The organism is Verticiella alkaliphila (genome assembly GCF_018904615.1).
GTDB lineage: Bacteria > Pseudomonadota > Gammaproteobacteria > Burkholderiales > Burkholderiaceae_B > Verticiella > Verticiella alkaliphila.
This window is the reverse complement of sequence record NZ_JADCNH010000006.1, coordinates 23842-45753: the sequence shown is the minus strand read 5'-3', so window position 1 is coordinate 45753 and position 21912 is coordinate 23842. Positions and strand designations below refer to the sequence as shown.

The following is a 21912-nucleotide window of genomic DNA, read 5'->3' as shown; positions in this document are numbered from 1 at the left end:
CGCCGCTCAGGCGGCGGCCTTGTTGCGGCGCACGGCGAAGCCGCCGGGAGCGTTCGTCCGGAAGTGATCCTTCAGGCGGCGACGCAGGAGCTTGCCGCTTTCGAGGCGCGGCAGCGGATGGTCGAAGACGAAGCGACGCGGCACCTTCATGCCGGCCAGGTGTTCGCGGCAATGCGCGGCCAGCGCCTCGGCCATGGCCTCGTCGCCGACGACGCCAGGCTGCAGCTGGATCACGGCCAGCACGGATTCCCCGAATTCCGCGTCCGGCGCGCCGATCACGGCCGCATCGTCCACGGCCTCGTGCTGCATGAGCGCACCTTCGATCTCGGCCGGGTAGATGTTCACGCCGCCCGAGAGGATGAGGTCCACGCGCCGGTCGCTCATGTACAGATAGCCGTTGGCGTCGACGTGGCCGATGTCGCCGTACGTGGCCCAGCCCTTGTCGTTGTAGGCCTTGCGCGTCTTCTCGGGATCGTTGTGGTACTCGAAGCGCGGGCCGCCGGAGAAATAGATCGTGCCGACCTCATCCACGCCCAGCTCGTTGCCTTCTTCGTCCACGATGTGGAGCTGGCCGAGAATGGCACGCCCCACGGATCCCGGGTGGCGCAGCCAGTCCTGGCTGTCGATCGCGGTGAGCCCGACCGTCTCGGAGCCGCCGTAGTACTCGTAGACCACCGGTCCAAACCAATCGATGATGGCGCGCTTGACGTGCACCGGGCACGGCGCGGCGGCATGGATCGCGACCCTCAGGCTCGACAGGTCGTAGGTGCGGCGTTCGTCCTCGGGCAGATCGAGCAGACGAACGAACATCGTCGGCACCCACTGGCTGTGGGTGACGCGGAAGTCCTGAATGGCCTTCAACGCCACGCGCGCATCGAACTTGCGCAAGGCCACGCCCACGCCACCGATCTCGGTGGTGCGCATGAGATAGCGCAAGGGCGCGGCGTGATAGAACGGTGCGGGCGACAGGTATACCGTGTCCCGGGAGAAGCCATACGACTTCTTCCACGACGTCATTTCCGGCTCTTCCTTGTGCCGATCGGCGAACGGCACGAGCGCCCGCTTGATGCCCTTGGGCAGACCGGTGGTGCCCGACGAATACAGCAGGTCGCGGCCCAGCGCCCGCTCGGGCAGCGGCACCGTCACGTCCACGTCGACCAGGGCGTCTTCGAGCGCCGGTAGCCCGGGCACCGGTTCGCCCACGCTGTAGGTCGGGATGGCGTCATCCTCGCGCAGCGCGGCGATCTCGCGCGCCAAAGGCGCCATCGCCGCCGTGGTGAAGACGCGCTTCGCGCCGCAATCGCTCAGCACGTAGGCCGCCTCGGCCGCCGTGAGGTGGATGTTGATGGGGGTGTAGTACAGGCCCGCACGCCGCGCCGCCCAGGCGATGTCGAAGAGTGCGAGATTGTTCTCCATCAGGATGCCCACGTTCTCTCCGGCCTGCAGCCCCTGGTCCACCAGCCAGCGGGCGATCCGCGCGGAGCGCTCGTCCAGCTCGCGCCACGTGCGGGTCTGGGCGACGCCTGTGGTATCCAGCAGGTAGAGCGCCGTGTCATCGGGCCTCTCGCGGGCCCATGTCTGCAATGCGGTCAATGTCTTCTCCTCGTTCTGGGGTATTCGATGGGGGCGCCGAGGCGCTAGGGCGCGATGTTCATGGCCGTCTCGACGGTGCGCACCAGCGTGACGGCGCGCGGCCCGATGTCCTGGAGCAGTTCGTCACCCTGCAGATTGAACTTGCCCACGGAGGCCGCAAGCGTCCAGAACTCACCGTCCACCGGGGCGCGAAATGGCACGGAGACGGTCTCGATCTCGCGGTGCAGATCGCCGTGGCTGCGGCACACGCCGTGTTCGGCCATGTCGCGTTCGGCCTGGGCGAGACGGGCCTCGAGCCAGGGCCGACGGCTGCCGTCGGAATCGCGCAGGCCCTGCAGCAGATAGGCTTCGCGGGCCTGCGCGGGCAGGCTCAGCAGGTACGCGCGGCCTGACGCGGTGCGCGAGAGCGAGATGTTGCCACCCACTTCCGGGCGGAAGAGCACGCTCTGCGCGCCGTGCACGATCTCGACGTAGGTGAGCGTGTGGCGATAGCCCGCAATGAGGGCCACCTGCCCGCGGATATGGTCGGCCAATGCCTGCATCAGGGGGCGTGCCACCTGACGCACCGTCATGCGCGCCAACGCGGGCGCACCCAGCGTGAGCATGCCCAGCCCGGGCACGTAGCGTGACAGCCGCTCCGAATAGCGCAGCAGACCCAGCTCACAGAGCGTGTCCACCAGCCGCACGAGCGTGGGCTTGGGCAGGCCGGTGACCAGGGCAAGCTCCTTCAAGCTGAGCTCGGGGCGGCCGGGCGTGAAGGCGCGCAGCACCGCGACGCCGCGCGCCAAGGCGCTGACGAGACGAGATTCCATCTCGGCATCCGGCGCGGTATCCCGCGCGATCGAGGCGAGTTCTGTGTCCATGCGATGTCCGTCACCAGTTGAAGGCGGATGATAAAAGAGAGTGGCTCAATAACCAACACTTGCGAATCAAAATTTTGCTGTTGACCATCCGAATAATGAAATCTATAGTCCACAAACCAGATATCGATGGCCGGTTTCCACGGCCACCCTGAGACATTTCCTGCCCGGTCCCGGGCACACCGGAGTCCCCCATGAAGAATCCCGTCATCGTCGACGCCATCCGCTCGCCGCTGGGCCGCTCCAAGCCCGGCTCGCTCTTCACCGAGATGCATCCCACCGAATTGCTCGCCCAGGTGCTCAAGGCCCTGGTCGAGCGCAACGGCATCGATCCCGGCAGCGTCGATGACGTCATCACGGGCTGCGTGAGCCAGGTGGGCGAACAGTCGGGCTCACCCGGGCGCATCGCGTGGCTGGCCGCCGGTTTCCCGGAGCACGTGCCCTCCACCACCGTCGAGCGCAAGTGCGGCAGCAGCCAGCAAGCCGTGCATTTCGCCCATCAGGGCATCGCCGCTGGCGCCTACGACATCGTGATCGCCTGCGGCGTGGAATCCATGAGCCGGGTGCCATGGGCATTTCCCGCATCGACCAGAATCCGTATGGCCCCTCGTTCCTCGAGCGCTATGCCCCCGGCCTGATCGGCCAGGGCGTGTGCGCCGAGCGGGTGGCCGCGAAGTGGCAGATCAGCCGCGAAGCCATGGACGCCTACTCGGCGCGCTCCCACGCCCGGGCCGACGATGCCCGCAAGGCTGGCTACTTCGCCAAGGAGATCGTGCCGATCCAGACCCCGACCGGCACGGCAGAACAGGACGAGACCATTCGCGCGGGCACCACGGCCGAAAAGCTGGCGGACCTGAAACCGTCGTTTCGCAATGACGAACTGCACGCGCGCTTTCCGGAGATCGAATGGTCGGTCACGGCGGGCAATGCCTCGCAGATCAGCGATGGCGCTTCGGCCGTGCTGATGATGAGCGAGGACACCGCGCTGCGCCTGGGCCTCACCCCGCGCGCCCGGGTCGTGGCGATGGACGTGATCGGCGACGATCCGCTCATGATGCTCACCGCGCCCATTCCTGCCACGCAGCGCGTGCTGCGCAAGGCCGGCCTCACGCTGGATGACATCAGCCACTTCGAAGTGAACGAAGCCTTCGCCTCGGTGCCGATGGCCTGGCAGCGCGAGTTGGGCACGGACGACGCGCGACTGAACCCGTGGGGCGGCGCGATCGCCCTCGGCCACCCGCTGGGTGCGTCGGGCACCCGCATCATGGCCACCCTCATCAACGGCTTGCATACGCAGGGCGGGCGCTATGGCCTGCAGACGATGTGCGAAGCCGGCGGCATGGCCAACGCCACCATCATCGAGCGCCTGTAAGCGCCACCTTTTCCTGGAGACATACGTCGTGAAACTGCAGAACATCGTTGCCCTCGTCACGGGCGGTGCATCGGGCCTGGGCCTGGCCACGGCCCGTCGCCTCATCGAAGGCGGTGCCAAGGTCGTGATCGCCGATCTGGAACGCTCCAACGGTGCCGACGCCGCGCTGTCGCTTGGCCCCAATGCGCGTTTCTCCATTGCCGACGTGACGGACACCGACCAGATGAACGCGGCGCTCGACGTGGCCGAGAGCCTGGGCGAGCTGCGGGCCGTGGTGCATTGCGCCGGCGGTGGCGCGGCCATTCGGCTGGTCGAGAAGGACGGCAGCCCGGGCTCAATGGAGAAGTTCGAATCGGTGATCCGCCTGAACGTGATCGGCAGCTTCAACGTGCTGCGCCTGTCGGCAGCGCGCATGGCCAGGAACGAAGTCATCGACGGTGAGCGCGGCGCCTGCGTGCTGACGGCCTCGGTGGCGGCTTTCGAAGGTCAGATCGGCCAGGTCCCCTACGCCACGGCCAAGGCCGGTGTCGTGGGCCTCACGCTCGTGTCGGCGCGCGATCTCGCCTCCAAGAACATCCGCGTCAACACGATCGCCCCCGGCATCTTCGACACGCCGATGCTTGCGCGCCTGTCCGAAGACATCCGCACCTCGCTGGGCCGCTCGGTGCCGAACCCGGCGCGCCTGGGCCAGCCGGAAGAGTTCGCCGAGCTCGCGACGCACATGATCCAGAATGGCTATCTGAATGGCGAGACGATCCGCCTGGATGGCGCCATCCGCATGCAGCCGCGCTGAGCATACGGGCCGGTGTGGCGCGCATGCGCGCCCCCGGCCCCTGGAACACCCATCTCACGATTCGAGGGAGGAGACACCCCATGAACGAAGAACTCCTGGTCGAGGTACGCGACGGCGTGCAGATCATGACGCTGAACCGGCCCGAGGCCCGCAACGCCGCCACCCTGGCGCTCTCGCAGGCCATGGCCAAGGCCCTGGACGAGCTGGACGCCCGCGACGACATTCGCCTGGGCATCATCACGGGCGCCGGCGGCAACTTCTGCGCGGGCATGGATCTGAAGGGATTTCTGCGCGGCGAGCGCCCCGCCGTCGAAGGCCGAGGCTTTGCCGGCTTGAATGAGCGGCCGCCGCGCAAGCCGCTGATCGCCGCCGTCGAAGGCTATGCGCTGGCCGGCGGCTTCGAAGTCGCGCTTGCGTGCGACCTCATCGTCGCTGCCGACAACGCCAACTTCGGGCTGCCCGAAGTCAAGCGTGGCCTGATGGCGACCGCGGGCGGCCTGCTGCGTCTGCCGCACCGCCTGCCGTATCACATTGCGATGGAGTACATCCTGACCGGCAACCTCCTGCCCGCGGCCGACGCCCACCGCTTCGGACTCGTGAACCGGCTCGTGCCAGCGGGCCAGGCGCTGGAGACGGCGCTCGAGCTGGCCAAGACCATCGCGGCCAATGGCCCCCTCGCCACGGCGGGCAGCAAGCGCGTGGTGGTGGAATCCGGCGCGTGGGCGCCAGACGAGCAGTTCGCCCGCCAGCGCGAGGTCGCGACCCCTGTCTTCGAATCCCAGGACGCCCGCGAGGGTGCCCGCGCCTTCGCCGAGAAGCGCGCGCCTGTCTGGCAGGGCAAGTGACATGAGCGAGACCGAAACCTCCCCGATCCGTACGCACCGCGACGGCGCCATCGGCATCCTCACCATCGATCGACCGGCCCGCATGAACGCGCTGACGCCCCGTGCGGGTCTGGCGCTCAAGCGCGAACTCACCGCCCTGCTCGATGACGATGCCGTGCGCATCGTGGTGCTGACGGGCGAAGGCGGCCACTTCTGCACGGGCGCGGATCTGAAGGACCGCACGCCCGGCCCCAACGGAGAGCGGCTGCTCGGCGTGCTGCACGACGTGTTCGCCTTGATGGTCGAGTCGCGCAAGCCGCTGGTCGCGGCCGTCGAAGGCAATGCCTACGGCGCAGGCTTCTCGCTGGCGGTGGCCTGCGATTATGTGGTGGCCGCGGAGAACGCCAAGTTCTGCGCGCCTTTCACGGGCATCGGCCTGGTGCCGGACGTCGGCCTGGCTCTCACTCTGCCGGCGCGCATCGGCATGGGCCGCGCACGCCGCATGATGATCGAAGGCTTGGCAGTGCAAGCTCCGCAGGCGCTCGACTGGGGCATGATCGAGCACACGGCACCGGTCGGCGAGGCCCTGCCTGCCGCCGTCGAGTGTGCACGCAAGCTCCTCACGCGCGCGCCGCTGGCAGTCGCGGCCTTGCGTCGCCTCCTGGGCCAGCAGTGGCAGGATCCGCACGCGTTCCTGCGTGAGGAGCGCCGACTGCAGGATTCGCTGCAGCAAAGCAGCGACTTCGTCGAGGGCGTACGTTCCTTCGTCGAGAAGCGCCCCGCGCAGTTCACGGGCAAGTAGTCGTCCTCGGCGGCCGGCGTCAGCCGGCCACCGCCGCATCCTGCTGCACCTCGCAGCGGATGACGTCCAGCGCGGTGTGTGTCGACGTGAGCGCCCGCTCACCCAGCCGCCGCGCCCAGTACGCGGCAGAGCCGAGATCCGTGCTCCACTGCTGCAGCCGGCGCGTATAGACCTGCAGGACGTGTTCCACGGTCACGCCAATCGCGCCGTGCACGGCATGGCCGATCGCTGCCACCTGCCCTGCGCGCTCAGCGCACACCGCCATCCCTGCCTCCACGGCTGCCGCGACGGGCGCCTTGCCCGGGCCTGCCGTGCACGCAATCTGTGCCGCCATGCGCATCATCGCCGCGTGTTCGGCCATGACCGCCAGCTGATGCTGGATCGCCTGGAACTTGCCGATGCTGCGACCGAACTGGCAGCGTTCCTGCACGTACTGCAGCGAGAGCTGCAGTACGCGATCGGCGGCGCCCGCGAGCAGCGCGGTCTGCCCTGCGGCGGCATGGTCCAGCAGGCCAGCAGCCGGGCCCAGCGGCGCGACGTGGCTTTGCGACGGCCACGTCAGCGACACGACCAGACTGCGCTGCACGCCGTCGGGTTCGGCCGAGGCCTCGGCCACGGGCAGCAGGCACGCCTGGCCATCGCACACGCCCAGCACCTGGTCTGCCTGCGCACCCAGCGCCACCCGGGCAGCCTGACAGCCTTGGGCATGGCGCCGCACACCCAACGGCGCCAGGGCCATCAACCCCGCTGGGCAGGCGTGGCCGTTCGCATCAAGCCAGCCGCGCGCCAGCAGTGTGGCCGCCAGCGGCACGGGCACGGCGTGCCGGCCCGCCGCGAACAGCACACCGAACACATCGGTCAGGCCCAGGCCCGCGCCCCCGTGCGACTCGCGCACGAGCGCGTTGGCAAAGCCGGCCTCATCCAGCGCTTCCCACATCGGCAGCGGATTGCCACCCGCCTCGATGGCGTGTACGGCCTTGGGCGTGCACACGTCCGCAAACAACGCCTCGGCGGCTTCAAACAACATCGTATCCATCATCGCTCCTGTCTCAACGCAGCCCGAGGCCCCGCGCGATCATCCCGCGCAGGATCTCGCGCGTGCCGCCTCGCAGCGAGAAGGTCGGCGCAACCTGCAGCAGATAGGCGGCCGTGCGTACGAGCTCGGGCGGCACGGGCTGATCGGGATCGGCCGCGAGCGCCTGGGCGATCTCCTGGGGCAATGCCTGCTCCACCGTCGTCCCGGCATCCTTGACCAGAGCGGCTTCCACGAGCGGGCTTTCGCCCTGGGCAAGGCGGGCCGTCACGCCGATCGACAGCCCGCGCAGGGCCGAGAGCTCGGCGAGCAGCCGGCCCAGGCGCTCGGAATGGACGCCCGCGGCGCGCCCGCTCGGGCCGTCTCGCGCTGCCAGGCGAGCCAGCGCTCGAGCAGCACCATGCTCGAGTAGAGCCGTTCGGGGCCGCTGCGCTCGAACGCGAGTTCGGCGTTCACCTGCAGCCAGCCATCCCCCTCGGCACCGACCAGGGCTTCCTCGGGCAGGTGAACGTCGTCGAAGAACACCTGCGAGAAATGGGCGTCACCCGCCAGATCGACGATGGGGTGGATGTTCACACCGGGCCGGGCCAGGTCGATGATGACCTGCGACAAGCCTTTCTGGCGATCCGCCGGCGTGCCGCTCGTACGCACCAGCGCGATCATGTAGTGCGAGTGCTGCGCGTTGGTCGTCCAGATCTTGCCGCCGTTCAAACGCCAGCCATGCGCGGTGCGTTCGGCGCGCGTGGTGACGCTGGCCAGGTCCGAGCCCGCGCCCGGCTCGCTCATGCCGATGCAGAAGAACGACTCTCCACGACAGATACGCGGAATGTGGCATTGCCGTTGCGCCTCGTTGCCAAAGCGCAGGATGAGCGGCGCGCTCTGGCGATCCGCGATCCAGTGTGCCGCGACAGGCGCCCCCGCGCACAAGAGTTCCTCCACCAGCACGAAGCGCGCGAAGTGACCGAGCCCCGCGCCGCCGTATTCCGTCGGCAGTGTGAGGCCGACCCAGCCGCGTTGTGCCAGACGCCGGCTGAAGTCGGCGTCAAAGCCCATCCACGAGCGGGCGCGGCGCTCGGCCGGCATGTCGCCAATGGCCTCGGCGATGAAGGCACGGATCTCGGCGCGCAAGGCTTCGTCCGTGTCGGGAATGCGGTGACGTTCGATGGTGTGCATGCCCAAGAGCGTAGCCATCCGTATCACGGCCGTCCAATGCCGATCGAGGAAGCAGTGATAGCGCGAAGTGATCACAGGGCGGGCAAACCATATTGGACCCGAAAAGGCGACGCCCGTAGCATGGCCTTTTCCCCGGACGATGCAGCCATGACCTTTCTTCGCTATGACCAGGACGGCCCCGTCGTCACGCTGACGATGGACCAGCCCGAGGTGCGCAATGCCTTGACCGGCAACACGGCCGTGGCCGAATTCACCGCCGCCTGCCGGCGCATCGAGGAGGACCACAGCGTCAAGGTGGTTATCCTGACGGCCACGGGCTCCGTGTTCTCATCAGGCGGCAACATCCGCACCATGCAGGAGCAACTCGATCCAGCCGTCTCCGTCGCGCAGCTGCGCCATGTCTATCGCGAGGGCATTCAGCGGCTGCCCCTGGCCCTGTACAACCTGGAGGTGCCCGTGATCGCGGCCGTCAACGGGCCCGCGATCGGCGCGGGGTGCGATCTCGCCTGCATGTGCGACATCCGCGTCGCGGCCGACACCGCGCGCTTTGCCGAGAGTTTCGTCAAGCTCGGAATCATTCCGGGCGACGGGGGCGCGTGGCTGCTTCCGCGGGCGATCGGCATGTCACGCGCCGCGGAACTGACCTTCACGGGCGACATGATCGATGCGCACCAGGCGCTGGCCTGGGGACTGGTGTCGCGCGTGGTAGCTGCAGACGACCTGATGCGCGAAGCGCGTGATCTCGCCCAGCGCATTGCCCAGCAATCCGGGCCGGCGCTGCGCCTGAGCAAACGTCTGTTGCGCGAAGGGCAGCATACCCGTCTGGATACGCTGCTGGAGCTCTCTGCCGGATTTCAGGCCATTGCCCACCGCACGGAAGAACACCGCGCGGCGGTCGAGGCCTTCGTGGCGCGCAGCGACACGCGCCGGCCATAAGACGCAGGGCGCCGTCTGCCCTACTCCATGCCCAGCTCACGCATCTTGCGTGTGATGGTGTTGCGGCCCAGGCCGAGCCGCCCGGCCGCATCCACGCGACGTCCACCGCACGCGTGCAGGGCCGCCGTGATCAGCACGCGTTCGAAGTCGCGGGTCATCTCGTGCATGATGTTGCTCTCGCCCGAGCGCAGGCGGCCCATGGCGTCGGTCTGCAGGCTGTTCAGCCAGGCCGCACCCACCGGTGCGCCGACAGTCGACGAGGATCGCTCGCCGGCGTAAGCGACGCCGCCTGCCATGTCGGGTTCGCGAGCGGGCGCCGGCGCGGGTGCGGGCTCGCCCAGGCTCGTCGTGTCCGACTGCCAGCCCCCCTGAGCGACGTGCCCGGCAGTCTCGCTCTCGCGCAGTCCGCCTTCGCGAAGCTCCGGGGGCAGATCGCGCAGATCGATCACCTGCGACGGCGCCATCACCGTGAGCCAGTGGCAGATGTTCTCGAGCTGACGCACGTTGCCCGGGAAGGGAAAGCGCATCAGGGCCTGCGAGGCAGACGGATTGAGCCGCTTGGGCTCCACGCCCAGGCTGCGCGCGCTGGACGCCAGGAAATGCGCGGCCAGCAAGGGAATGTCTTCAGCGCGCTCGCGCAACGGCGGCAGGCGCAGGCGAATCACGTTCAACCGATGGAACAAGTCCTCACGGAACGTGCCTTGACGCACGCGCTGCTCCAGCGGCTGGTGCGTGGCAGCGATCACGCGCACATTCACGCGGATCGGGCTCGCGCCTCCCACCCGATAGAAGGTGCCGTCGCCCAGCACCCGCAGGAGCCGCGTCTGCAACTCGGCGGGCATGTCGCCGATCTCGTCCAGGAAGAGCGTGCCGCCATCGGCTTCCTCGAAGCGACCGGCGCGGCGTGCATGCGCGCCCGTGAAGGCGCCGCGCTCATGGCCGAAGAGTTCGGATTCGAGCAGCTCGCCCGCGATCGCCGCGGTGTTGATCGCCACGAAGGGCTTGTCGGCGCGCGGGCTGTGACGGTGCAAGGCGCGTGCAACGAGCTCCTTGCCGCTGCCCGATTCGCCCGTGATGAGCACGGTGGCGCTGGAGGCCGAGAGCCGACCGATCGCGCGAAAGAGCTCCTGCATCGCGGGCGCCTGGCCCAGCATGCCGGGCTGGAATGCCGCGCTGCTCATGGCGGGGGTGATGGCATCGGCGCTCGGCTCATCCTCACGCCCGCCGGCATCGCTCGTGCCGCCGATGGCCCGGCGGATGAGCGCCAGCGCCGCGTCCACGTCGAAGGGCTTGGCGAGGTAGTCGAAGGCACCGCCCTGGAACGACGCCACAGCGCTGTCCAGATCCGAGTAGGCGGTCATGATGATGACCGGCACCTCGGGGTGGCGTGCCTTGATGGCGCGCAACAGTTCCAGCCCGCCCAGGCCCGGCATGCGGATGTCGGACACCAGCACCTGCGGGCGCTGATGTTCGAGGGCTGCCAGGGCGTCGGCGGCGTTGGCAAAACTCACGCACGGGATGGCCGCGCGCTCCAGGGCTTTTTCGAGCACCCAGCGGATGGAACGATCGTCATCGACGACCCAAATCGGTTTCATCGCGTGCTCCGGTTAAGCGGGAGAGGTCAGGGGCAGCATCAGCCGGAACTCCGTGCAGCCTGGGCGGCTCTCGACATCGATCTCGCCGCCGTGCTGCTGCACGATGGTCTGCACCACCGACAGGCCCAGCCCCGTGCCGCCATCGCGGCCCGAGACGAGCGGCAGGAACACGCGCTCGCGGATCGCCTCGGGGATGCCGGGGCCGTTGTCGATCACCTGCAGCACGAGGATCAGCGGGTGGCGCTGCCGCGCCAGGGTCACCTGCCGGGCCACCCGCGTGCGCAACGTGATCTCGGCCTGCCCCTGGCGGCGACGCTCTGCCAGTGCCTGGGCGGCATTGCGCACCACGTTGAGCAGCGCCTGGATCAGCTGTTCGCGATCGGCGGTGAGTTCGGGTGCAGAGATGTCGTAGTCGCGGATGAGCTTCAGCCCCGCACCACATTCGGCCATCACGAGGGCGGCGACGCGCTCGCAGACTTCATGGATGTTCACGGGGCCGAGTCGTCGCGGCGTGCGGTGCGGCGCCAGCAGCCGGTCCACCAGGGCGTGCAGGCGATCGGCTTCGGCAATGATGACCTGGGTGTATTCGGTCAGGCGGGGGTCGCCCAGCTCGGCTTGCAGCAGTTGTGCTGCGCCGCGCAGGCCCCCCAGGGGATTCTTCACTTCATGGGCGAGATTGCGCAGCAATTCCCGATTCGCATCGGCGTGCTCCAGGCGCTCTTCGGCGCGCTCGATCCGCGTGCGGTAATGGGTTTCGCGCAGTTCCAGCAGCACGGGCCAGGGTTGGCCATGCTGCACCACCACGGCTGCGCTCAAGTCCAGCGGCTCGCCGCCACCGGGACGCGCCAGCTGCAATGGCAATGTCTTGTGGGCGAAGGCCTCGTCCAGGGCTTCGCGCAAGGATTGGCGCAGGTCCTCGGCTTCCTCGAAGAGGTTGCACGCGTCCAGGCCCAGCAGGTGACGCCGCGACAGGCCGAAGATGTCTTCGGCCGCCGCATTGGCGTGCACGATGGTGCCCTGCTCGTCGAGCAGGAGCACCGCACTCACCAGCAGGTCCAGAACCGAGAGATCATGTGCGCCAGCGTCCAACATTCCGGGGCCCCTGTCTTCGATGCCGGACCTGAACATCACAGACCGTAGTACAGGTCGAATTCGACCGGGTGCGTGGTCATGCGCAGGCGATTCACTTCTTCGTACTTCTGGGTGATGTACGCATCCAGCATGCTGTTGCTGAACACGCCGCCACGGGTCAGGAACTCGCGATCCTTGTCCAGGGCTTCCAAGGCCTGATCCAGCGAGGAGCAGACGGTCGGGATCTTCGCGTCTTCTTCCGGCGGCAGGTCGTACAGGTTCTTGTCGGCGGGATCGCCGGGGTGGATCTTGTTCATGACGCCGTCCAGGCCGGCCATCATGAGCGCCGAGAACGCCAGGTACGGGTTGGCCATGGGATCCGGGAAGCGCGTCTCGATACGGCGAGCCTTGGGGTTGCTCACGTACGGAATGCGGATCGAGGCCGAGCGGTTGCGGGCCGAGTAGGCGAGCTTGACCGGGGCTTCGAAGTGCGGGACCAGACGCTTGTACGAGTTCGTGCTGGGGTTGGTGATGGCGTTCAGGGCACGGGCGTGCTTGATGATGCCGCCGATGTAGAACAGGGCGAACTCGGACAGACCGGCGTAGCCGTTGCCAGCAAAAAGGTTCTGGCCGTCCTTCCAGATCGACTGGTGCACGTGCATGCCGGAGCCGTTGTCACCGACGATGGGCTTGGGCATGAAGGTCGCCGTCTTGCCGTAGGCGTCAGCCACGTTCCAGACGGTGTACTTCAGGATCTGGTTCCAGTCGGCGCGGCGCACCAGCGTGTTGAACACGGTGCCGATCTCGAGCTGGCCCGGGGCGGCGACTTCGTGGTGGTGCACTTCGACCGGCACGCCTTGCTCTTCGAGCAGCGTGCACATTTCCGAGCGCATGTCCTGGAAGGAGTCGGTGGGAGGCACGGGGAAGTAGCCGCCCTTCACGCGCGGACGGTGACCGGTGTTGGTGCCGTTCTCGTACTCGACGCCGCTATCCCAGGGCGCTTCTTCGGCCTTGATCTTGTAGAAGGCGCCGGAGGCGTTGGCCGCCCAGGTCACGCCGTCGAAGACGAAGAATTCGGGTTCGGGGCCGAAGTAGGCGGTGTCGCCGATGCCGCTGGACTTCAGGTAGGCTTCAGCGCGCTTGGCGAGCGAACGCGGGTCACGATCGTAGCCCTTCAGGTCGGCCGGCTCGACGACGTCGCAGGTCAGGATCAGCGTGGTTTGTTCGCGGAAGGGATCCAGATGGGCCGTGTCGGCATCGGGCATGAGCAGCATGTCCGAGGCTTCGATGCCCTTCCAGCCGGCGATGGACGAACCATCGAAGGCCTGACCGGACTCAAGCTTGTCTTCGTCGACGGCGTGGGCCGGCACGGAGATGTGGTGCTCCTTGCCCAGCGTGTCGGTGAAGCGGAAGTCGACGAACTTGACTTCCTTGTCCTGAATCAGCTTGAGAACGTCTTGATGCGTGGCCATGAATACTCCTCTACGGAAAGTGGCGGTCAAGTCTTGGAAATGCGATGAAAACGATAATGCACGTACTGTGCCAATTCATGACACCGAGCACGATTTCGAGGCGGGGCAGGCGAAACCGCCTGCACTGCCCCTGGGCAGCCGGATGACGGCGGCTGCGGACGGACACCCCGAGACGGTGCATGCCACCGCCGGAATCGAGACTCAGGGGCGGGAATGCTCCACTATAGGGCATGATAAGCACCAAACGGTGGCATTGGGATCCATGACGCACCGATCTGATGCACTTAACGGGAAGGTGCGCACTGAAACGGCGTGCGACGCCCAGCGGCGGCGCACGCGTTACCAACGCATTGGCTCAGTCACGCGCGCCGAAGATCGATGTGCCCAAACGCACGATGGTCGCGCCTTCGGCGATAGCGAGTTCGAAATCCCCAGACATCCCCATCGACAGTTCATCGTAGCGCCAGTGGGCCGGGCCATCCTGCCTGGCCCGCTCCCGGACCTGCGCCAATGACTGGAAGCAGGCGCGCACGAGCGCATCGTCCTCAGAAGGCAAGGCCAGCGTCATGAAGCCAGCCACGGCGAGACTCTGGCAGGCCGAGATCGCCTGCAGGAAGTCCGGCACTTCCTCGGGGGCCAAGCCCGACTTGGAGGCCTCGCCCGAAGTATTTACCTGGATCAGCACCCGCAGGCTGCGCCCGGCCGACTGCAGGCGTCGGTCCAGCTCCTCGGCAAGCCGCACGCTGTCGAGCGAGTGCAGTTCCGCGGCGAACTGCACCACGTGCCGTGCCTTGTTGGTCTGCAGGTGCCCGATGACGCACCAGTCCGCCGCGAGATCGGCCATGGCCTCGGCCTTGGCCTGCGCCTCCTGAACCTTGTTCTCACCGAACCAGCGACATCCGGCCGCGTGCGCGGCGCGAATGAGCGGCTCGCTCACCGTCTTGGTCACGGGCAGCAGCCGCACACTCCCCGCGGGGCGCTGCGCGGCCTCACACGCGGCATCGATGCGCGCCTGGATCTCGGCCAGTCGGCCGGCGATGTCGGTAGGGGAAACATCCACAGTCATATCAAGAGCACGCGTGGTCTACAGGAACATCGCCTGAAGGTCGTTGAGAAAGCGCCAGCCCAGCGGCGTCGGCATGATGCGACCGGGATCCGGGTCGAGCAGCCCCTTGGCGCTCGCGGCAGCCAACGCCGGCGAGATCGCCGCCAGCGAGACGCCGGTGCGTGCCGTGAACTCGGCCGTCGCAATGCCTTCACGCAGGCGCAGGGCGTTGAGCATGAACTCGAAAGGCAGTTCGTCCGGCGGGATCACGCGGTCTTCGGCCAGATGCGAGCCATCGCGGCGGCCCGCCTGCGCAAGCCAGGTCTGCGGACTGCGCACGCGGGCCTGGCGCACGATGCGGTCCGGGAAGGAGATCTTGCTGTGCGCACCGGGGCCGATACCCAGGTAATCGCCGAATTCCCAGTAGTTCACGTTGTGCCGGCAGCGCGCACCGGGCCGCGCCCAGGCCGACACCTCGTAGTGCTCAAGACCGGCTGCGGCGGCCGTCTCCACGACGGTGTCGTGCATGGCGGCGGCCGTGTCGTCGTCAGGCAGGCCTTGCGGCGGGTACTTGGCGAACACGGTGTTCGGCTCTAGCGTGAGCTGATAGAGCGACAGGTGCTCCGTGCCCATGCCGAGCGCCAGGCGCACGTCGCGGGCCAGCGAATCCGTGGTCTGCCCCGGCAGGGCCGTCATGAGATCCAGGTTCACCCGGCTCACGGCGCGCTGTGCCGCTTCGACAGCCGACACCGCGGCCTTCGCGTCGTGGATGCGCCCGAGCGCCCGCAGACAGGCGTCATCGAAGCTCTGCACCCCCAGGGAGATGCGGTTCACGCCGCTCTGGGCATAGGCCGCGAAGCGTTCGGCTTCGGAGGCGCCGGGATTGGCCTCCAGCGTGATCTCGGCTTCCGGCAGGAGCGGCAGATACGAGCGCACGAGCGCCAGCATGCTGTCCACCGCGTGGGCCGAGAGCAGGCTGGGCGTACCACCACCCACGAAGACGCTCACGATCTTGCGACCCCAGATGAGCGGCAAGGCCTGCTCGAGATCGGCAGCCAGGGCCGCCAGATACTCGGCCTCGGGCAACGCCGTAGGCGCCTCGTGCGAATTGAAGTCGCAGTACGGGCATTTGCGCACGCACCATGGCACGTGAATGTAGAGCGCCAATGGGGGCAACAGCGTGAGCTGGGTGCCCCTGGCCGGCGCGAGCGGCGCCGCCCCGGCAGGCGCACGCCCGGCCGCTTCGCGCTGAATCGGGATGGTTCGCATGGATGCGTCAGCCTGCCGCCTGCAGCTTGGCCACGAGTTCGGCCAGTGCCAGCGCACGGTGGCTCACAGCATTCTTCTCTGCCGGGGTCAGCTCGGCCGCAGTGCGACCCAGGTCGGGCAGGAAGAAGTACGGGTCGTATCCGAAGCCGTTGGCGCCACGCGGCGTGGCGAGGATCTCACCGTTCCAGATTCCCTCGCCCACCACGGGCTCGGCATCTTCGGCGCTGCGTACCAGCGCCAGGACGGCCACGTACCAGGCCGACCGATCCTCGGCACCTTCCAGGCGCTCCACCAACAGCGCGTTGTTCGCCGCGTCGGATTTCTCGCCGCCGTTCATGGCGGCAAAGCGCGCGGAGTAGACGCCGGGTGCGCCGCCCAGGGCGCGCACACACAGACCGGAATCGTCGGCAAGCGCGGGCAGGCCCGTCACCCGGCTGGCGTGTCGCGCCTTCTCGACGGCATTGCCGAGGAAGGTGGCGTGCGGCTCTTCGGCCTCGGTCACACCCAGCTCGGATTGGGGCACGAGGGTGATGCCCAGCGGGGCGAAGAGCGCGGAGAACTCGCGCAGCTTGCCCGCATTGTTGGAGGCAAGCACGACGCGCGTGAGCGGCCCGTTGGCAGGCGGCACGGCGCCGAGCGCTTCACCCGACGACGCCAATGCCGCGCCCTCGTCGTGCCCATGGGCGGGCGTGTCAGCCCCGCCATCCGGACGCGTCGTGCTCATGCCAGCGCCTCGCGCTGCAGCCGCACGAGTTGCCCGATACCCGACTGGGCCAGGTCGAGCAGCGCATCGAGCTGCGCGCGCGAAAAAGCGTTGCCCTCGGCCGTGCCCTGCACTTCGACGATGCCGCCCTCGCCCGTCATGACGACGTTCATGTCGGTGTCGCAGTCCGAATCCTCGGCGTAGTCCAGATCCAGCACCGGCTGGCCACGATACAGCCCCACGGAGACCGCCGCCACGTGATCGCGCAGCGGCGACACGGCGAGCTGGCCACGGTCCATGAGCCAGCGCACGGCATCGGCCGCGGCCACGTAGGCGCCAGTGATGGCCGCCGTCCGGGTGCCGCCGTCGGCCTGGATGACGTCGCAATCCAGATGCAGCGTGCGCTCGCCGAGGGCTGCGAGATCCACGACGGCGCGCAGACTGCGGCCGATCAGGCGCTGGATCTCCTGCGTGCGGCCGCTCTGCTTGCCGCGCGCGGCTTCGCGGTCGCCCCGGGTGTGCGTGGCGCGCGGCAGCATGCCGTATTCGGCCGTCACCCAGCCCTGGCCGCGGCCCTTGAGGAACGGCGGCACCTTCTCGAGCACGCTCGCCGTGCAAAGCACCTGCGTGTCGCCAAAGCTCACCAGCACCGAGCCTTCGGCATGCCGCGTGAAGCCGCGTTGCAGGCGGATGGGACGCAGGGCGTCGGGACGACGGCCGGAGGGCCGGGCGACGGCCTGGCCGTCGGTTGCGAACGCTGTCATATATGATGGCTACCCGTTGCCGCGGAACGCGCGCCGGCCCCTGTCAAAGGCGCCTGACCCGTTCCCGCGGTCTGCATGCAAACCTTCATTGTACGAGCCGCCATGATCCGCAGCATGACTGCCTTCGGCAGCGCCAGCGTCAACCTCGAGCGCGGCACCCTCGCCCTCGAGTTGCGCAGCGTCAACAGCCGCTTTCTCGATCTGCACTTTCGCCTGCCCGACGAACTGCGCCACCTGGAAGGGGCGCTGCGCGAGCGCATCTCGGCCGCCGTCCCCCGCGGCAAGGTCGAAGTGCGCATCAACCTCACCCGCCGCGCCAGCACCGATCCGACCCGCCTGAACCTCGCGGCCCTCGAAGGCGCCGCCGAGCTGTTGCGCGCGGTACGCGCCATCGTGCCGGACACGGCCACGCCCCGTTTGGCTGAGCTGCTCGCCTGGCCAGGCGTACAGGCGGACGCCGACGACCCTGCCCACTGGGATGAAGCCGCCCTGCAATCGGTGGACACGGCCCTGGTCCAGTTGCAGGACGCGCGCGTGGCCGAGGGCGCGCGCCTCGCGGGCATCATGCGCGAGCGCGCCGACGCGATCGGCGAGATCGTGACGCAGATCCAGGGCCAGCTGCCGCAGATCCTCGTCGACTACCGCGAACGCCTGGGCCGCAAGCTGCGTGACGCAGTGGAATCGGCCTTTCCCGGCGGGCTGCAAAGCATCACGGGTGCCGAACTCTCCGAGCGCCTCGCGCACGAAGCCACGCTCTTCACGCTGCGTATCGACGTTGACGAAGAACTCTCACGTCTGGGTTCGCATCGCGCCGAGCTCGACCGGATCCTCAGCGGCAGCGCCACACCGGGCAAGGGCAAAGCGAGCGGCAGCCCGGGCAAGCGCCTGGACTTCCTGTTCCAGGAGATGAATCGCGAAGCCAACACGCTAGGCTCTAAGGCCGGCGCGATCGAGATGACCCGCGCGGCAGTCGACCTGAAGCTCCTTATCGAACAGCTGCGCGAGCAGGCGCAGAACATCGAGTAGCGAGCGCGCACGGGCCGGCGTTGGCAAGCCGGCTTTTTTCGCAACCTAATTAGCCGCCCGGCAAGGGTAAACCCGTAAGCCACTGTTACCATTTAATTTGTATGATGACATGGTCAACCTAGGACCATGCGTCGACGACCCGCTTTGTCGGTCCTCGTGCACCGTGCGGTCCAAGGCAGGATTTCTCCCACTATGCTTTTGCCTGGACCTTCCGTATGGCCTTCACGCTTTCCCGCCGCGCTGTCCTGTGCGCCGCTGCCGGCTCCCTTCTCGCGCTGACCACCCCGCTTGCCCTCGCGCAAGCCTGGCCCGAGCGCCCGATCCGCCTGGTCGTGCCCTTCCCGCCCGGCGGCCTCATCGACAGCATGGCGCGCCTGGTGAGTGCTCACCTGGGGCAGGCCCTGGGTCAGACCGTGGTCGTGGACAACAAGCCCGGTGCGGGCGGCAACATCGGCGCAGCCGATGCCGCGCGCGCCAACCCCGATGGCTACACCCTGCTGATGGCGTCGCCCGCCATCACGATCAGCCCTGCGGTCTACAAGAGCCTGCCCTACGCGCCCGACTCACTCGAAGCCATTGCGATGCTGGGCCGCGTACCCAACGTGCTGGTCGTCAACACGGAATCCGGCATCAAGACGGTGCAGGAGCTCGTGGCGCAGGCCAAGGCCAAACCCGGTGCGCTGAACTACGCCTCCAACGGCAACGGTACCTCGTTGCATCTGAGCGCCGAGCTCTTCAAAAGGCTCACCAACACGGACGTCACGCACGTGCCCTATCGCGGCTCGGCCGCCGCGTCTTCGGCCATGCTGGGCAACGAAGTCAACATGATGTTCGACAACCTGCCCTCGGCCATGGGCCAGATCCAGGCGGGCCGCCTGCGAGCATTGGCCGTCACCACCGCGCAGCGCAGCGAGTCGCTGCCGGACGTGCCTACGCTCATGGAAGCGGGTCTGAGCAACTTCAACGTCAGCGCCTGGTTCGGCGTGGTCGCGCCCGCCGGCGTGCCGCCCGAGGTCGTCGCACGCCTGTCCGCCGCGCTGGCTGAGGTGGTCAAGAATCCGGAAGTCGTGGCCGCCATGAAGCGTCAGGGCGCCGAGCCGGCGTTCATGGATCCCAAGGCGACGAGCGCTGCTCTGGCCAGCGATGCGGCGCAATGGAAGCAGGTGGCCACCGCGGCGAACATCATCATCGATTGACGCGACGGTTCCCGCGCCCGGTAACGTCAGGGCTTGAGGTACAGTCGCAGGCACCCCGTGTGCTGCCCTGGAATCCTCTTGCCCCCTGACGTTGCGCCCATGTCTTCTCCGTTCTCCGCCATCAAGCCGGGCATCAAGCTCGCCGACCAGGTCGCCAGCGCCCTGGAGACGGCGATCCGTACCGGGCGCATCCAGGCTGAAGAGAAGCTGCCCACGGAGGTCGTCCTCGCGCAGCAGTTCCAGGTGAGCCGAACGGTGGTGCGCGAGGCCATTTCGCGGCTCAAGTCGCTGGGCCTGGTGGAATCGCGCCAGGGCAGCGGGATGTACGCCCGGGCGCCTGGCATCGAGCCGCTGCAGTTCGATCTGCAGGAGGCCGCCTCGCGCGAGGCCGTCATGCAGATCGTCGAGGTGCGCCGCGCGCTGGAGGCCGAGGTGGCCGAGATGGCCGCCCAGCGCCGCACCCGCAAGGACATCAGCGCGATCCGGCAGGCGATGCAGGCCATCCAGACTGCCGTACTCGCGGGCCGTGACGGCGTGGAAGAGGACGTGCAGTTCCATCGCGCCATTGCGCATGCCGCCGGAAACCCGTTCATGATCAACACGCTCGACTATCTCTCGCAGTTCCTGCAGGGCGCGACCCGCGTCACGCGCGCCAATGAGGCGCGCCGCGGTGATTTCGCCCAGGCTGTCACGCGCGAACACGAGCGCATCGTGGCGGCGATCGAAGCCGGCGATCCTGCCGCGGCCCGGCACGCGGCGGCCGAGCACATGCGCAACGCGCTGACGCGCATTGCGCACGCCGATCCGGACTTCTGGACCGGCGATGGCGCGCGCCTGGCCGAACCGTTGCTGCGCCGGCCGCCGACGGTCTGACGGCCGGGGGGCCACCCCTGTGAGTCATGACACCCCCGCTACCGAAATGTCGCGCAAATTTGTATGATGACCTGTTTGCCACATAAATTATGCGCTGCGACGCCGTATCGCAGCCTGTCGTCTGGAGACTCACTCCCATGTCCACGTTGACCCTGCTCGGCATCGGCGCCGGCAGTATCGTCCTGCTCCTCCTGCTCATCGTCCGCTGGCAGATGCACGCCTTCGTGGCGATGATCCTCGTCAGCCTACTGGTGGCCTTCGCCACCGGCATGCCGATCGCCGACATCATCACCAACGTGATCGCCGGCATGGGCGGCACACTCGGCTCGGTCGCCATTCTCGTCGCCCTGGGCGCCATGCTCGGTCGCATGATCGAGGTCTCAGGCGGCGCCGCGGGCCTGGCCAGCCGCTTCACGCAGATTCTCGGGCCCTCGCGGGTGCCGATGGCGCTGACGGCAGCCGCCCTGGTGTTGGCCATTCCGGTGTTCTTCGACGTCGGCTTCATCATCCTCGTGCCGATCATCTATGGCTTCTGCAAGGCGGCGGGCGTCAATCCCGTGAAGTTTGGCCTGCCCGTGGCCGGCATCATGCTGGCAGCACACGTCGTAATGCCGCCGCACCCGGGCATCGTCGGTGGCGCGGCCATCGTTCAGGCTGACGTGGGCTGGATCACGATCATCGGCCTTGCGATCTGCATCCCACTTGCCGTGCTGGCGCAGTACGTGGCAGGCTGGCTCAACCGCAAAGGCTATCCGATGCTGCCCACGACGGCAGAGCAGTTCGCGGCCTTTGGCACGGGCGGCTCCGCATCGGCATCCGAGCGTCGCGCCCCGGGCGTGGGCACTATCCTGGCCCTCATCCTGATCCCGCTTGCCCTCATCATGGCCGGCACCACCGGCGCCACGCTCCTGCCCAAAGGTGACAGCGTGCGCAACGTGCTGGGCTTCATCGGCTCTCCGGTCTTCGCCCTGCTTGTGGCTGTCGGCCTCGCGATGTGGCTCCTCGGCCGCAGCCAGGCCTGGAGCCGAGAGCGCACCAATGCGATCATGGAATCCGCACTGCCGCCGGCCGCCACCGTGATTCTCGTGACTGGCGCAGGTGGCGTCTTCGCCAAGGTGCTCACGGCCAGCGGCATCGGCGCGGCGCTCTCGGCGAGCCTCACCGCCACGCACCTGCCGCTCATCCTGCTCGCCTTCGTGATGTCGCTCGCGCTGCGTGCAGCGCAAGGCTCGGCAACCGTGGCCATCATCACCACGTGCGGCCTGCTGGCCGAAGCCATCGCCACCGGCGGGTACACCGCGCTGCAGGTGGCCTTGATCACCGTGGCCATCGGTTTCGGCAGCCTCGGGTTGTCGCACGTCAACGATTCGGGCTTCTGGATCGTGACCCGCTATCTGGGGTTGAGCGTGGGCGACGGCCTGCGCACCTGGACGGTACTCACGACCGTGCTGGGCCTGGCTGGCTTCGCGTTCACGGCCGCGCTGTGGACCCTGGTGGCCTGAGCCCGCGCTC

The 21912-nt window shown here is 68.0% G+C and carries 18 protein-coding genes and 2 pseudogenes; 9 read left to right on the top strand and 11 right to left on the bottom strand.

Annotated features, from left to right (window positions below; genetic code table 11):
• Window positions 1-6 precede the first annotated feature (6 nt).
• Complete coding sequence (locus IMZ29_RS06345; RefSeq protein ID WP_216181778.1) at window positions 7-1593, bottom strand: AMP-binding protein; 1587 nt, start codon at window positions 1591-1593, stop codon at window positions 7-9.
• Between the two features lie 44 nt (window positions 1594-1637).
• The gene (locus IMZ29_RS06340) at window positions 1638-2456 is read right to left on the bottom strand and encodes an IclR family transcriptional regulator (RefSeq protein WP_216181776.1); all 819 of its coding nucleotides are present in this window, start codon (window positions 2454-2456) and stop codon (window positions 1638-1640) included.
• Between the two features lie 191 nt (window positions 2457-2647).
• On the opposite strand from IMZ29_RS06340, the pseudogene IMZ29_RS06335 reads away from it, so the two are divergent.
• The 4 genes and pseudogenes from IMZ29_RS06335 (at window position 2648) to IMZ29_RS06320 (ending at window position 6244) form a co-directional block, all read left to right on the top strand.
• Window positions 2648-3825: pseudogene (locus IMZ29_RS06335) on the top strand (thiolase family protein).
• 28 nt (window positions 3826-3853) lie between these two features.
• Window positions 3854-4618 carry an SDR family NAD(P)-dependent oxidoreductase gene (locus IMZ29_RS06330; RefSeq protein WP_216181774.1) on the top strand — a complete coding sequence of 255 codons (765 nt, stop codon included), beginning with the start codon at window positions 3854-3856 and terminating at the stop codon, window positions 4616-4618.
• A gap of 80 nt (window positions 4619-4698) precedes the next feature.
• Window positions 4699-5463, top strand: coding sequence for a crotonase/enoyl-CoA hydratase family protein (locus IMZ29_RS06325; RefSeq protein WP_216181773.1), 765 nt, complete (start codon window positions 4699-4701; stop codon window positions 5461-5463).
• 1 nt (window position 5464) lies between these two features.
• Window positions 5465-6244 carry an enoyl-CoA hydratase/isomerase family protein gene (locus IMZ29_RS06320; RefSeq protein WP_216181770.1) on the top strand — a complete coding sequence of 260 codons (780 nt, stop codon included), beginning with the start codon at window positions 5465-5467 and terminating at the stop codon, window positions 6242-6244.
• Window positions 6245-6263: 19 nt separating this feature from the next.
• Here IMZ29_RS06320 and IMZ29_RS06315 read toward each other — a convergent pair whose 3' ends face one another.
• Both IMZ29_RS06315 and IMZ29_RS06310 read right to left on the bottom strand, forming a co-directional pair.
• Window positions 6264-7280 carry an acyl-CoA dehydrogenase family protein gene (locus IMZ29_RS06315; RefSeq protein WP_216181768.1) on the bottom strand — a complete coding sequence of 339 codons (1017 nt, stop codon included), beginning with the start codon at window positions 7278-7280 and terminating at the stop codon, window positions 6264-6266.
• A 13-nt stretch (window positions 7281-7293) separates the two neighbouring features.
• Window positions 7294-8450 (bottom strand): annotated as a pseudogene (locus tag IMZ29_RS06310) (acyl-CoA dehydrogenase family protein).
• A gap of 147 nt (window positions 8451-8597) precedes the next feature.
• Here IMZ29_RS06310 and IMZ29_RS06305 point away from each other — a divergent pair.
• Window positions 8598-9386: a crotonase/enoyl-CoA hydratase family protein gene (locus IMZ29_RS06305; RefSeq protein ID WP_216181765.1), complete on the top strand. Its 789-nt coding sequence runs from the start codon at window positions 8598-8600 to the stop codon at window positions 9384-9386.
• Between the two features lie 20 nt (window positions 9387-9406).
• Here the strand turns inward: IMZ29_RS06305 and ntrC are convergent, their stop codons facing one another.
• The 7 genes from ntrC to rph form a co-directional block, all read right to left on the bottom strand.
• On the bottom strand, window positions 9407-10981 hold the full coding sequence (ntrC, locus tag IMZ29_RS06300; RefSeq protein WP_216181762.1) for a nitrogen regulation protein NR(I): 1575 nt from the start codon (window positions 10979-10981) through the stop codon (window positions 9407-9409).
• Between the two features lie 12 nt (window positions 10982-10993).
• Entirely contained in the window at window positions 10994-12073 is a 1080-nt protein-coding gene (gene glnL, locus IMZ29_RS06295) for a nitrogen regulation protein NR(II) (protein ID WP_216181759.1), read from the bottom strand.
• Window positions 12074-12108: 35 nt separating this feature from the next.
• The gene (gene glnA / locus IMZ29_RS06290; RefSeq protein WP_216181756.1) at window positions 12109-13524 is read right to left on the bottom strand and encodes a type I glutamate--ammonia ligase; all 1416 of its coding nucleotides are present in this window, start codon (window positions 13522-13524) and stop codon (window positions 12109-12111) included.
• Between the two features lie 355 nt (window positions 13525-13879).
• Window positions 13880-14584 carry a YggS family pyridoxal phosphate-dependent enzyme gene (locus IMZ29_RS06285; RefSeq protein WP_371820137.1) on the bottom strand — a complete coding sequence of 235 codons (705 nt, stop codon included), beginning with the start codon at window positions 14582-14584 and terminating at the stop codon, window positions 13880-13882.
• Window positions 14585-14608: 24 nt separating this feature from the next.
• The gene (gene hemW, locus IMZ29_RS06280; RefSeq protein ID WP_216181749.1) at window positions 14609-15838 is read right to left on the bottom strand and encodes a radical SAM family heme chaperone HemW; all 1230 of its coding nucleotides are present in this window, start codon (window positions 15836-15838) and stop codon (window positions 14609-14611) included.
• 7 nt (window positions 15839-15845) lie between these two features.
• Window positions 15846-16562: an RdgB/HAM1 family non-canonical purine NTP pyrophosphatase gene (gene rdgB / locus IMZ29_RS06275; RefSeq protein ID WP_216181746.1), complete on the bottom strand. Its 717-nt coding sequence runs from the start codon at window positions 16560-16562 to the stop codon at window positions 15846-15848.
• Window positions 16559-17305 (bottom strand): ribonuclease PH, encoded by a 747-nt coding sequence (gene rph / locus IMZ29_RS06270; RefSeq protein WP_216181743.1) that lies wholly within the window; start codon window positions 17303-17305, stop codon window positions 16559-16561. Before rph ends, rdgB begins: the two co-directional genes overlap by 4 nt.
• Before the next feature lie 102 nt (window positions 17306-17407).
• On the opposite strand from rph, the gene IMZ29_RS06265 reads away from it, so the two are divergent.
• From IMZ29_RS06265 to IMZ29_RS06250, 4 genes are all read left to right on the top strand, one after another.
• A complete protein-coding gene (locus IMZ29_RS06265) occupies window positions 17408-18331 on the top strand; it encodes a YicC/YloC family endoribonuclease (protein ID WP_216182030.1) in 924 nt (307 codons plus the stop codon).
• 215 nt (window positions 18332-18546) lie between these two features.
• Window positions 18547-19527: a Bug family tripartite tricarboxylate transporter substrate binding protein gene (locus tag IMZ29_RS06260; RefSeq protein ID WP_216181740.1), complete on the top strand. Its 981-nt coding sequence runs from the start codon at window positions 18547-18549 to the stop codon at window positions 19525-19527.
• A gap of 99 nt (window positions 19528-19626) precedes the next feature.
• On the top strand, window positions 19627-20400 hold the full coding sequence (locus IMZ29_RS06255; protein WP_216181737.1) for a FadR/GntR family transcriptional regulator: 774 nt from the start codon (window positions 19627-19629) through the stop codon (window positions 20398-20400).
• A 137-nt stretch (window positions 20401-20537) separates the two neighbouring features.
• Complete coding sequence (locus tag IMZ29_RS06250) at window positions 20538-21902, top strand: GntP family transporter (RefSeq protein ID WP_216181735.1); 1365 nt, start codon at window positions 20538-20540, stop codon at window positions 21900-21902.
• The last annotated feature ends 10 nt before the right edge of the window (window positions 21903-21912 follow it).

Excerpts from the sequence above, each read along its gene's own strand:
- IMZ29_RS06305 (WP_216181765.1), top strand. The coding sequence starts at position 8,598 with ATGACCTTTCTTCGCTATGACCAGGACGGCCCCGTCGTCACGCTGACG.
- IMZ29_RS06260 (WP_216181740.1), top strand. The coding sequence starts at position 18,547 with ATGGCCTTCACGCTTTCCCGCCGCGCTGTCCTGTGCGCCGCTGCCGGC.
- IMZ29_RS06250 (WP_216181735.1), top strand. The coding sequence starts at position 20,538 with ATGTCCACGTTGACCCTGCTCGGCATCGGCGCCGGCAGTATCGTCCTG.
- IMZ29_RS06265 (WP_216182030.1), top strand. The coding sequence starts at position 17,408 with ATGATCCGCAGCATGACTGCCTTCGGCAGCGCCAGCGTCAACCTCGAG.
- IMZ29_RS06320 (WP_216181770.1), top strand. The coding sequence starts at position 5,465 with ATGAGCGAGACCGAAACCTCCCCGATCCGTACGCACCGCGACGGCGCC.
- IMZ29_RS06315 (WP_216181768.1), bottom strand. The coding sequence starts at position 7,280 with ATGGATACGATGTTGTTTGAAGCCGCCGAGGCGTTGTTTGCGGACGTG.
- glnL (WP_216181759.1), bottom strand. The coding sequence starts at position 12,073 with ATGTTGGACGCTGGCGCACATGATCTCTCGGTTCTGGACCTGCTGGTG.
- ntrC (WP_216181762.1), bottom strand. The coding sequence starts at position 10,981 with ATGAAACCGATTTGGGTCGTCGATGACGATCGTTCCATCCGCTGGGTG.
- glnA (WP_216181756.1), bottom strand. The coding sequence starts at position 13,524 with ATGGCCACGCATCAAGACGTTCTCAAGCTGATTCAGGACAAGGAAGTC.
- hemW (WP_216181749.1), bottom strand. The coding sequence starts at position 15,838 with ATGCGAACCATCCCGATTCAGCGCGAAGCGGCCGGGCGTGCGCCTGCC.
- rph (WP_216181743.1), bottom strand. The coding sequence starts at position 17,305 with ATGACAGCGTTCGCAACCGACGGCCAGGCCGTCGCCCGGCCCTCCGGC.
- IMZ29_RS06340 (WP_216181776.1), bottom strand. The coding sequence starts at position 2,456 with ATGGACACAGAACTCGCCTCGATCGCGCGGGATACCGCGCCGGATGCC.
- rdgB (WP_216181746.1), bottom strand. The coding sequence starts at position 16,562 with ATGAGCACGACGCGTCCGGATGGCGGGGCTGACACGCCCGCCCATGGG.
- IMZ29_RS06325 (WP_216181773.1), top strand. The coding sequence starts at position 4,699 with ATGAACGAAGAACTCCTGGTCGAGGTACGCGACGGCGTGCAGATCATG.
- IMZ29_RS06255 (WP_216181737.1), top strand. The coding sequence starts at position 19,627 with ATGTCTTCTCCGTTCTCCGCCATCAAGCCGGGCATCAAGCTCGCCGAC.